7 protein-coding genes and 1 pseudogene are annotated in these 11,694 nt (G+C 43.1%); 7 read left to right on the forward strand and 1 reads right to left on the reverse strand.

All coding sequences use genetic code 11. The features are described 5' to 3' along the window. The 7 genes and pseudogenes from ACK5MF_RS18185 to ACK5MF_RS18215 form a co-directional block, all read left to right on the forward strand. A pseudogene (locus ACK5MF_RS18185) lies at positions 1-267 on the forward strand (group II intron reverse transcriptase/maturase); the annotation flags it as partial. Positions 268-527: 260 nt separating this feature from the next. Then, positions 528-1,715: an NAD(P)/FAD-dependent oxidoreductase gene (locus ACK5MF_RS18190; protein ID WP_416923939.1), complete on the forward strand. Its 1,188-nt coding sequence runs from the start codon at positions 528-530 to the stop codon at positions 1,713-1,715. A gap of 206 nt (positions 1,716-1,921) precedes the next feature. Continuing rightward, entirely contained in the window at positions 1,922-5,443 is a 3,522-nt protein-coding gene (gene hsdR, locus ACK5MF_RS18195) for a type I restriction-modification system endonuclease (protein WP_416923940.1), read from the forward strand. A gap of 51 nt (positions 5,444-5,494) precedes the next feature. Then, entirely contained in the window at positions 5,495-7,096 is a 1,602-nt protein-coding gene (locus tag ACK5MF_RS18200; protein ID WP_416923941.1) for an N-6 DNA methylase, read from the forward strand. A 2-nt stretch (positions 7,097-7,098) separates the two neighbouring features. Beyond that, positions 7,099-8,469, forward strand: coding sequence for a restriction endonuclease subunit S (locus ACK5MF_RS18205; protein WP_416923942.1), 1,371 nt, complete (start codon positions 7,099-7,101; stop codon positions 8,467-8,469). 93 nt (positions 8,470-8,562) lie between these two features. After that, positions 8,563-10,533 carry an RNA-binding domain-containing protein gene (locus ACK5MF_RS18210; protein ID WP_416923943.1) on the forward strand — a complete coding sequence of 657 codons (1,971 nt, stop codon included), beginning with the start codon at positions 8,563-8,565 and terminating at the stop codon, positions 10,531-10,533. Between the two features lie 151 nt (positions 10,534-10,684). Then, complete coding sequence (locus tag ACK5MF_RS18215) at positions 10,685-10,897, forward strand: hypothetical protein (RefSeq protein ID WP_416923944.1); 213 nt, start codon at positions 10,685-10,687, stop codon at positions 10,895-10,897. A 265-nt stretch (positions 10,898-11,162) separates the two neighbouring features. Here the strand turns inward: ACK5MF_RS18215 and ACK5MF_RS18220 are convergent, their stop codons facing one another. Next, entirely contained in the window at positions 11,163-11,459 is a 297-nt protein-coding gene (locus ACK5MF_RS18220) for a hypothetical protein (protein WP_416923945.1), read from the reverse strand. Positions 11,460-11,694: the final 235 nt, after the last annotated feature.

Below are 11,694 nucleotides of genomic sequence, written 5' to 3' on the forward strand. Positions count from 1 at the left end.
AAGATAGCAGGATGGCTGAGACGAAGACTTCGCAGTATCCAACTGAAATTATGGAAGAAACCGGAGCGGTTGCACAGAAGGCTAAAACAGCTTGGATATAAGCCGCCGTTTAGATTTATCCGAATGAGTAGTTGGAGAAATGCGCAAAGTCAGCAAGCCAGTTATGCGATGCCAAACCAATGGTTCAACGAACTGGGGTTGGTAAATCTTGAGCAAGTAGGAACAGGGTATGTGTTTAGCAATTATGCTGAATGGAAGTATGCATGAGCCGTATACGAGGTCCGTACGTACGGTTCTGTGAGAGGGATGAGGCGGTAACGCCTCACCCTACTCGATTTGCGATCGAGAGTGATACCATTCTGGAAAAAATTCTGATCAGTGAATGGGCATCGATAAGCAAACCCGCTGAGCCAAGGATGGCTCAGCGGAGCCCCATGGAAGGGTCTATGCGTGTTTGTGTTCGATGCCCATTCGCTGTTCCACCAATGCCCAATTTGATCATATTTTTACCTAGGATGGTATGAGTCATGAGTGAAAAAGTAGACGTTGTCATCATAGGCGCAGGCGCTGCTGGATTAATGTGTGCGGCACAAGCCGGAAAACGCGGACGCCGCGTGATGGCGATTGACCATGCAAAAAAACCAGGGCGTAAAATCCTGATTTCTGGCGGTGGTCGCTGCAATTTCACCAACTACGATGTCTCGGCTCAAAACTACCTCTGCCGCAATCCGCATTTTGTGAAGTCAGCGCTTTCCCAATACAGCAACTGGGATTTCATTTCGATGGTGGGCAAATACGGTATTGAGTTCGAAGAACGATCTCACGGGCAGCTTTTCTGTTTAGATTCGGCAAAAGACATCGTCAATATGCTGCTCAAAGAGTGCGATTTGCCCAACATTACTCAGCACTATCAAGTGGAAACGCTGGATATTCAGCAAACCGCTCAGGGCTTTCATCTGCACACTACACAAGGTGATATTGAGTGTGAATCCTTAGTGGTAGCCACGGGCGGGCTCTCAATGCCAAAGCTGGGCGCTACACCTTTTGGCTATAAGATTGCTGAGCAGTTTGGTCTGCCGGTGATTGCAACGACCGCAGGTTTAGTGCCTTTCACTCTGCATGTTGAAGATAAAGACGCACTAGCGGAGCTTTCCGGTATCGCCGTTGTGGCTGAAATTCAGGCAGAATGCGGCAAAAGCTTTAAAGAAGCGCTGCTGTTTACTCATCGCGGTTTGTCTGGACCTTCCGTTTTACAAATCTCTTCATACTGGAAACCGGGACAAGCGATCACGATTAATCTGGTGCCGGAAGTCGATGTGGATGAGCTATTAACCCGCTCGCGTGAAAAACATCCGAATCAGACGCTCAAGAACACCTTAGCTCGTGTACTGCCTAAACGCTTGGTTGAAGTGTTTATCGAGCGTAAATTGCTGGTGGATAAGCCTCTCAAACAGTTCAATCCTAAAGAGCTGCAAGCGATAAAAGAGACTCTGGAGCAGTGGCGAGTTGCACCCAATGGCACCGAAGGATATCGAACCGCAGAAGTCACTCTTGGTGGTGTAGACACCGATGTACTTTCATCAAAAACCATGCAATGCAAAGCGATCAAAGGCTTGTTTTTTGTCGGCGAAGTAATGGATGTTACCGGCCATTTGGGTGGGTTCAATTTCCAGTGGGCCTGGGCGTCCGGATTTGTGGCCGGGCAGCATGTTTAGTGATGTAAAGATAATAAAGTTTGCCCGTAGTATGGATAATTTCAGGTAAACGTTATTGGACTTCCTTTAACTCTACAAGCTTATTATCAATGGATTAACTCGAGAAAATAACGAATGTCATCCAGCTAAGAGTGTGTATAAGCTACCTTTTACATATATCGATTCGTGTTAATATTGACCGATGACGCTGGTTAACGGATTGATATATGGATATTAAGAGCACGAGCAATTTTTCTTTTTTAGCAGAACATGACCCGTTGTTTCTTGAGTTGGCGATAGGTGCAGAGCGAGCTTTCTCTAGTGACCCAAACACAACGTTAATTAAGCTTCGTCAGCTTGGAGAAGCGATTGCCCAACATATTGCCGTTTTGGTTGGTGTCGAGTTCGATGATAAAACTACACAAGCCGACCTCATCTATCGTCTCAACCGTGAACTGAAATTTGAACCCGTTGTTAAAGAGCTATTCCATACTCTTCGTATTGAGGGCAACAAAGCAACTCATCAGTTCAAAACACAACATAAAGAAGCCTTAGATGGACTGAAATTAGCTCGAGCGCTGTCCATATGGTTTCACCAATCTTTCGGTAAACAAGGCACTCAATTCAAACCAGGGGCGTTTATTTCACCTCAGGATCCAAGTAATCAATTACGCCAATTACAATCAGAAATTGAGAAGCTCAAATCCGACCTTACACAAGCTAATGTTGAACTTGATTCCAGTAAACAATTGCATGATCTTATCGCACAAGAAAAAGCGGAGTATGAAGCTTTAGCGCTTGCGATGGATGAAGAATCTAAGCAGCTTGCTGACTTAGCCACTGAGCATGAAAGCGCGCTAATCAAACAAAAGAAAGAATACGAAACGAAGCTTCAGGCTTTGCAGCAGCAACTTGAGCAACAAGATGAAAAAGACACGGCAACTCAGAAGCAACAAGTAAGTACAAAAACACGTAAAGCTAGCCAACAGATAGTTTTAAGTGAGGAACTCACACGCATCCTCATTGATCAACAGTTGATAGAATCAGGCTGGACGGCAGACAGTCAGGAGCTAACTTACAAAAATGGTACTCGACCTGAAAAAGGCATAAATAAGGCAATTGCAGAATGGCCCACTAGACATAATGGTGAGAATGGTCGAGCTGATTATGTATTGTTCCTTGGTTTGACACCTATTGCTGTGGTTGAAGCCAAAAAAGAAAACACCAATGTAGCCGGAAAAATCACTCAGGCAGAACGATATAGCCGAGGATTCCAGGTTGATTCTTCAATGGTGGGCGCTTGGGAGTTAGAAGGACTTACTATTGCATGGCCAGATGAGGATGAAGGCCACCACAAGGTTCCATTTGTCTATTCTTGTAATGGGCGTCCGTATATCCCCCAGTTAGCAGAACAATCTGGAAAGTGGTTTAGGGATGTTCGCAAACCAAGCAATACCAAAAGAGCCTTACAAGAGTTCCATACACCAGAAGGTCTTATTGATTTACTTAAGCGAAATAAAGAAATTGCCGAATGTAAATTGCAGCAAGAGGGATTTAGTTATCTCAAACTGCGGGATTATCAGGAAAAAGCTATTCATGCAGTAGAAAGTACGCTAGCAAAAGATATTCGAACAGCATTGCTTGCAATGGCGACTGGTACCGGTAAGACACGCACTATCGTCGGATTAATGTACCGATTTTTAAAATCTGAACGTTTTAAACGAATCCTGTTTTTGGTTGACCGCACTGCGTTAGGTGATCAGGCGACTGACACTTTTAAAGAGATGCCGTTGGAGCAAAACCAGACGCTATCAAAAATCTATAACATTGCCGAGTTGGGCGATATGGCTGCTGAAGCGGAAACCCGAGTTCAAGTAGCAACAGTTCAGGCAATGGTTAAGCGCATTTTTATGTCGGATACCCCGCCAGCCATTGATGAGTTTGACTGTATTATTGTTGATGAAGCTCACCGTGGTTATACCTTGGATCAAGAGATGACCGAAGGTGAACTAGCAACTCGTGATGCTGGTCAGTATCTTTCTAGTTATCGTCGTGTACTCGATTATTTTGATGCGGTTAAGGTCGGTTTAACAGCGACTCCTGCCAAACATACCAGTGAGATCTTTGGTAAGCCTGTTTACACCTACTCATACAGAGAAGCCGTTGCAGCTGATTGGCTTATCGACCATGAACCTCCAGTACGATATGAAACTTTATTGACTCAAAAAGGCATTCATTTTGACAAGGGCGATAAAGTCTCCGCAATCAATACTCAAACAGGTGAGGTGGAATCAGCTGAACTAGAGGATGAACTGCAGTTTGAGGTAGATGCCTTTAACCGTAGAGTGATTAATGAGAATTTTAACCGGGTGATCTGTGAGCAGCTTGTCCAAGAACTTGACCCATTTGGTGAAGAGAAAACGCTGATTTTTTGTGCCACAGATCTGCACGCTGATATGGTTAAGCGCCTTTTAGACGAGGCATTTAAAGATTTGTATGAAGATGAATATAACCAGGCGGCTGTAGAGAAAATTACGGGGAAAAGTGACAAAGTAGATCAGTTGATTCGCAAATACAAAAACGAAACTTACCCGAACATTGCAATCACAGTGGATTTGCTAACAACAGGTATCGATGTGCCTAGAATCTGTAACCTTGTGTTCTTACGTCGAGTGAAATCCCGCATCCTCTATGAGCAGATGATTGGCCGTGCAACACGCCGATGTGATGACATCGGTAAGACGGTTTTCCGCATTTATGACCCTGTCGATATCTATGCTGCTTTGAGTGAGGTCAATACCATGAAGCCTTTGGTAAAAGACCCCAACATCACTATTGAACAGCTTGTCGATGAATTGGTTGACCCTGAGAAGTTAGAGCAGGCGCTAAGTAGTCCCGGAGACCAACAAGGTGAGTCGCAAGCGGACGCGGTGTTGAGCCAGTTAACTCAGAAAGTGATGCGTGTACTGCGAAAAGCTGAGAAAAAGGCTGATGCTAAACCAGAGCTTCGAGAGAAACTGAATGAGCTACAGACGCTTTGGGGAGTGGAGCCTAAGCTGTTGCATAAACATTTGTATCAGCTCGGTCCTCAGCAGGCATCTCAGTTTGTTCAGCAGCATTCAGGGTTACTCAGCCAGTTGGAAGAAGTGGTGACGTTAATTGGTAGTGAAAGAAAGCCAGTGATCTCTAATCATGAAGATGAAATACGAGATCGTCGGCAGGATTATGGTGCTAATAAACGTCCCGGGGATTACTTAGAAGACTTCGAACAGTTTATTAAACGACAGCTTAACCACTCCGCGGCATTAGCTGTCATTGTCAATAAGCCAAGAGATTTAACCCGAGAACAGCTTCAAGAAGTGAAGTTGTTGCTTGATGGTGAAGGCTATTCAGAAGCTAAACTAAGAGCTGCGATTCGAGAGGAAACGAATCAAGATATTGCAGCGAGTATTCTTGGGCACATTCGTCGAGCTGCATTAGGTGAGCCATTAGTGCCATTTGAGCAGCGCGTGATGCAGGCTATGGACAGTATTTATAGCAGTCACAAGTGGACACCAAATCAGAGAAAATGGCTTGAGCGTCTGGCTAAGCAACTGGTGCATGAGGTGATCGTTGATCGTGAGTATGTCAATGAACGGTTTGCTGAAAAAGGCGGCGCTAAACAGCTTGATAAAGTTTTAGTCAATAAGCTGGATGACGTATTATCTGAGCTAAATGATGCTATGTGGCCAGCACAAGCAGCAAATTAACAACGAACTGTCTTGGCATCTTGCCATGTAAAACAAAAATCAGGAAATAGAATGACTAACGATAATATCGTTCAAAAACTCTGGAACCTATGTGATGTACTGCGTGATGACGGTATTAACTACTCTGATTATGTAACAGAACTCGTTCTGTTACTTTTTATTAAAATGGTTCATGAGAACACGGAAGCTAAGGTATTAGATAAATATACGCTACCGGAAGGTTGTCAGTGGACGGATTTGAATTCCAAATCTGGCATCAATTTACTGAATGATTATCGAGCTATCTTGCTTGCACTATCTACGGGTAAGCGAGTTGAAGCTGACCCTGAAAATCCAGGTTCAACTAAAGAAGTGGAAATCCATAATGACCCACTTATTCGTGCTATATATGCAGATGCTCAGACTCGCCTGCGTGAACCTCGCCATTTAGAGCAGTTGATTAAGTCTCTGGATCAAATTGACTGGTTCAGTGCGCAAAAAGACGGTTTAGGTAACCTGTATGAAGGTTTATTACAGAAGAACGCCAATGAAACCAAATCGGGTGCGGGGCAATACTTTACTCCTCGTGATTTGATTGATTCGATGGTGCGCTGTATCAAACCTCAAAAGGGTGAAAAGATACAAGATCCAGCGGCTGGTACTGCAGGCTTCTTAATCGCAGCCGACCGCTACATTCGTGAACAAACCGATGATTATTTTGATCTGACTAATCAAGAGTTACGTTTCCAAAAAGACAAAGCCTTTGTTGGTGTTGAGTTGGTTCCTTCAACGCGCCGTTTAGCATTAATGAATTGCTTACTGCATGGTATGGAAGGCGATGATGAAGGTGTGGTGCATTTAGGCAATGCGTTAGGGCAAGTGGGTGCTAGCCTTGAAAGAGCCGATATTATTCTTGCCAACCCGCCATTTGGCACCAGTAAAGGTGGTGAAGCCTCTATCACCCGAGATGATCTCACCTATCCAACCAGCAACAAACAACTCGCTTTCTTGCAGCATATCTATCGCAACTTGAAGTCGGGTGGACGCGCTGCGGTTGTGCTGCCTGACAACGTCTTATTTGAATCAGGTGTAGGTACCGATGTTCGTCGTGACTTAATGAATAAATGTAACCTTCATACCATCCTGCGTTTACCAACCGGTATTTTTTACGCTCAGGGTGTTAAAACCAATGTGCTCTTTTTCACCAAAGGTAGCGCAAAGGACAAGTTGCAAGAGGAAAACTGCACAGAAAACGTTTGGGTATATGATCTTCGTACCAATATGCCTAGCTTTGGTAAGCGCAATCCATTTAATGACAGTCACCTTCTACCCTTTGAAAAGGTCTATGGTGAGGATGCCAATGGTCAAAGTCCGCGCCAAGAGGGGGAATGGTCATTCGATGCGTTTGAAATTGAAGTCGATAAGTCCGCTAGCGAAGAAAACCAGAATGTTGATAATGATTTAGCACATAGCCGTTGGCGTTGTTTTAGTCGCGACTGGATTCGTCAAAGCAAAGGCGATTCTCTTGATATTAGCTGGTTAAAGGACAAAAACAGTTTCGATGCCTCAAGCCTTCCTGAGCCTAGTGTGTTGGCAAAAGAAGCCAAGCAACAATTGAATGATGCTTTGGCTGAAATTGACAACTTGCTTGCAGAACTTGGCGAGGAAGTATAGTCATGTCAGAAGTTAATTTTCCATCTGACTGGGTAGCTTGCTCAATCTCTGATGTAGCCCAAGTTAACCCCAAAAAAATAGATGCAGAACCAGATACAATATCTGGCTTTGTGCCAATGGCCTTAGCTCCGATTTCATTTTCTGATTCATTGCGTTATGAAGAGAAATACTGGAAAGAAATCAAGAAGTCTTACACTAACTTTCAAAACGGAGATGTTCTCTTTGCCAAGGTAACACCTTGTTTTGAAAATGGTAAAGCAGCTATTGTTGATGGATTGCCCAATGGTATAGGTGCAGGAAGCTCGGAGTTTTATGTCTTAAGGCCTCATACTCCTTACGTTTTGCCTGAGATTTTATTTGCGCTAATCAAAACACAAAAATTTGCGAATGATGGTGCGGCAAACATGACTGGGGCAGTTGGCCTACGACGTGTACCAAGAGCCTTTGTTGAAAGCTTTGATGCTCCGATGATTCCAATAGCTGAACAAAAAGTCATTGCAGAAAAATTGGATATCTTATTTGCTCAGGTTGAAACAACCAAAGCTCGCCTTGAAAGTACTTTAGAAACACTGAAACAATTTCGTCAATCGGTGCTGGCTGCTGCGGTAAGTGGGAAGTTGACGAAGGATCGTGTTGAGAATTTTAATCACGTAAAATTAAGCGATGTAGCTACTTTTCAAAATGGTTTTGCATTTAAAAGTGGTTGGTTTAAGGCTGAGGGAGAGTTTCAAGTTGTAAAACTTGGAAACATTCGAGAGGGTCGCTTAGCTCTTGAGAATGCCCCAGCATTTATTGACGAAGCTATGGCAACTGAATATAGCAAGTTTATACCTAATGCTGGGGATTCGTTGATAAGTATGACGGGAACAAGATTTAAAAAAGACTATGGTTTTTCCTGTTTAGTGGAGGAGCAGAAAAATATTCTAATCAACCAGCGGGTTGGAAGAATTATTCCTGAATGCCATAAACTTTCCCCAATGTATTTAAATATTATTCTGCGTTCAGATCAATTTAGAAACGACTTCTTCAAAGGTGAAACAGGTGGTGTCAATCAGGGTAATGTTGGTTCTAAGCATATAATGTCTATTGAAATAGATGTTCCCGATCTTGATACACAAAATGAGATTGTACGCAAAGTGCAGCAGTGCATGGCTTATTCCGAGATTATCGAAAAGAAAATTGAGGATGCTCTAGAGAGGGTTAACAACCTCATCCAGTCTATCCTCGCCAAAGCATTCCGTGGCGAACTAACCGAGCAATGGCGTAAAGATAACCCTGAACTGATCTCGGGAGATAACTCTGCTGAAGCTTTGTTGGCAAAGATAAAAGTAGAGCGTGAGGCGGTGAAGCCGAAGCGTCAGACCAACAAGTAAAAATTTGGGGCTCCTATTTAGTTGGAATGCATTTTCTGAACTGGAATTCGTGCAGCAGGTTCGTAAAAACATCAGGTGATAAGCGATAGCGATATGTTTCAAATACAGGATTTAGTCGATCTTCAAACTTTGTCAGAGTCAGCAGAGCTGGAATTTAAATTAGCTCAAGGGCAAGATGGCAAAGGTAAATTACCTGATGATTTTTGGCCAACTTACAGTGCAATGGCGAACTCTCGAGGCGGCTATGTGGTTCTTGGTGTTCGAGAGAAAAAGGGGCAACTGACCTTAGCTGGGATTGAAGCAATCGAGGTGGTTCGCAAGCAACTTTTTGATATTGTGGGTAACAATGCCAAAGTAAATATTAATTTGCTGACCGATGATAACGTTCAAGCCGTTCGTATTGATGGTAAATCATTATTAGTGATAAAAATTCCTGCCGCTCGCCGAGACCAAAAGCCTGTTTATCTGAAAAATCAGCCAATGAAGGAAACGTATACTCGTTTACATGAGGGTGATCACCGTTGTAGTGAGGAACAGGTCAAGCGGATGATGGCTGAACAGGTTGAGGATAGCCGGGACGATAAGATTCTCACAGGCTTTGACTTTACTGATATCGATATGGATAGCTTGAAGGCATACAAGAACCTATTTGCTGTAGCAAAGCCTCAACATCCGTGGTTGGAATTAGACCTGTTTGAATTGTTTAAAAAGCTGGGTGGATGGCGTAAAGACCGTCAGGCTGGTATTGAAGGTATCACGTTAGCGGGAGTTTTAATGTTTGGTACTTGGGATGCAATTCAGGATGCAGTCCCCAATTACTTTGTTGATTATCGAGAACGAGATGAAGCCAGTGTTGAACGCTGGATTGACCGTGTGTATCCTGATGGTTCTTGGTCCGGAAATGTCTTTGATTTCTATCGTCGTACCTACCGGAAATTAGTCACAGACTTAAAGGTGCCATTTGAGCTTCAAGATGGTATTCGCTTAGATGATTCAAAAGCACATGAAGCCATTCGTGAAGCATTAGTGAATACCCTCGTTCATGCTGATTACACCGGACGTAGCTCTATCCTGATTGTTAAACGCCCTGACTTGTTTGGTTTTCGTAATCCTGGATTGATGCGCGTTCCCCCTGAAATAGCAGTTAAAGGCGGAGAAAGTGATTGTCGTAATCGCCGAATGCATCAGATGTTTCTGATGATCGGTGCGGGAGAACGAGCGGGTTCTGGTATCCCTAAGATATATAGCGGCTGGGAGTGGGCTAAATGGCGAACTCCCAAACTGTATGAAAAATACGAGCCATCAGAGCAAACATTATTAGAGCTATCTACGGCTAGTCTTATCCCGGAAGAAGTAACTCAACTGTTAGCAGTGATGTTTGGTAATAGCTTCTATTCACTGAATGAGCTTGAGCAAATGATCGTTGTAACGGCAGCAATTGAAGGCTGGGTTAACCATGAGCGTGCTTGCCAGTTAACCAGTAAACATTCACGAGACGTCACTTTAACGTTACCTCGCCTTGTTGATAAAGGTTTTCTAGTAGCAAGCGGAGAAAAAAGAGATAAATCGTATAGTTTACCTGGAATGGAGCCTCCATCACCTGAAGATGTTTTTTCTAATGCGTTAACCCCAACAAGTAACTTAACGCATAACGTCGACAGCTTAACGCATAAAGTTAATAACTTAACGCATAACGACAATAACACTGATGATACTAGTGATGTTAGAGACAGCAAAGGTAGGTTTATCAGTGCCTTAATCGATAAGCCATTTATTGATAGTCTGGAAGCATTAAGTGAGGTTTTCCGACAACAACTTAACGCTTTAGGTGCTCCAGCTAGAGAGCAGCACCGATTAGATACAGAGACAATGAAGTCTCTGATTACTGAATTATGTCGAGAACATTACATCTCCGTATCTGTATTGGAAATGCTATTAGATCGTAAGCCTCAAAGCTTACGGCAAAACTATTTGAAGCCTATGGTCTCTGATGGACGACTAAAAATGGCTTTTCCTCACAAGCCTAACTCACCAAAACAAGGATATACCTCGACGGACGAATAGGCGTTGGCGTTATGGGCAAACTTTATTGTCATTGCATAAGTTGTGTGCGTTATTATTCGCTCATCATAGCTAACACAATGATTCATCAGGATTATATAATTTGGTATAATACATTTCCCGGTTTAATTGTAAGATAAATATAGGAAATGTTGTGCTTAGACAAATGACCGTTCTAAAGTTACCGTTAATACTTGCCGTTTCATCATTGATGTTTGGCTGTGCTGAAACACCAAACGAATATATCAATCTTAAAGGAAAATATGCCGACGATTATGAGTTGGATGCAGAGGATTTTTCTGAGCCAGCGCGATTTCTTTATCCTCTGACATGGGTTGAACCAGAGCGTCGAGCTAATAACCTGTAGCGCGGCGCGACACTTGATAAAAAAGGGCGCGACACTTGATAAGAAAATTTTATGTTCAAGATACGCGCCCTCATGGTATATCGGCTTACAAACTGGTGGTTGTTTAACCAATGAGATGTAGAGCTCATATTCATAAATTAGTGTAGCGGAATACATGGCTACCTGTCGGTTTGCATATTAGTGTCATGACCAGAACACATTCTAAGGTATGTCGCTATGTTATGTATTAAACCTGAAGCCATTACCACAATTGCCGCTAACGTTATCAATCTGAATGACATAATTTATCCTTAATAATTTTATAGGTCTTTTTGTTAATGGGTGAGCTTGTGGTTTCTTTGGTCATTTTACGAATTTCACATTCATAGCATTTCCATTCACCCGCCTTCATATCAAAAAGCAGCCAAATGAATACCAACAGTAGCCAAATACCTAAGCTTAAAAGCGTTAACGTTAAATGAATTAAAACCTTCAAACCATTTAACGCAATACGTTTGCGATAGTGCGCCGTTAATTGCTCGCAGTGGTCGCAGTGCTTAATTTGCTTTTCGATATACTTCATCACGAACGAACTTCCCCAATGCATTGCGCCTTAAGCCGAAAAGGCGCAACTTAACTCATTGGTATAATGACAGATTTTGTTCGTTAACTCTGTAGCAGAAGACGGCGTTATTTTGTATTGATGCCTTGCTTTATATATCCTCGACACCCAGTGTGTGCGTGTATTGTTGATGTGACCCTACGCCATTAAGCTCGGTTGTCAGCTCAATGGTGAGACTTGTGTGTCCTGCCAGCTC

The sequence above is a fragment of the Vibrio sp. genome, assembly GCF_047973365.1.
Classification (GTDB): domain Bacteria; phylum Pseudomonadota; class Gammaproteobacteria; order Enterobacterales; family Vibrionaceae; genus Vibrio.